Annotated in this window: 1 pseudogene; it reads left to right on the forward strand. The window is 67.8% G+C overall.

Going from position 1 to position 485, the window contains the following annotated elements:
• Nucleotides 1-399, forward strand: a pseudogene (locus XM53_RS22310) (succinate--CoA ligase subunit alpha); the annotation flags it as partial.
• Nucleotides 400-485: the final 86 nt, after the last annotated feature.

A 485-nucleotide genomic window follows, 5' to 3' on the forward strand; every position in this document is an offset into this window, starting at 1 on the left:
AAGCAGACCTCCGACGTGGGCCTCGGCCAGTCCACCTGCGTGGGCATCGGCGGCGACCCCATCAAGGGCACCGAGCATATCGACGTGCTGGAATGGTTCCTCGCCGATGACGAAACGGAATCGATCATCATGATCGGCGAGATCGGCGGCAGCGCCGAGGAAGACGCCGCCCAGTTCCTGAAAGACGAGGCCAAGAAAGGCCGCTCCAAGCCCTGCGCCGGCTTCATCGCGGGCCGCACCGCGCCTCCGGGCCGCCGCATGGGCCACGCGGGCGCCATCGTCGCCGGCGGCAAGGGCGGCGCCGACGACAAGATCGAAGCCATGAAATCCGCCGGCATCACCGTCGCCGAATCCCCCGCGGGACTGGGCGAGGCCGTGCTGAAGGCGATCGGTAAATGACCTGTAGGGTGGGGTTTGACCCCACCCGCCCTTCCGCAGCGGCGGGATGAAATCCCGCCCTACGGTCAACCCCAACGAGGGAGCCT

Source organism: Roseovarius atlanticus, from assembly GCF_001441615.1.
GTDB classification, from domain to species: domain Bacteria; phylum Pseudomonadota; class Alphaproteobacteria; order Rhodobacterales; family Rhodobacteraceae; genus Roseovarius; species Roseovarius atlanticus.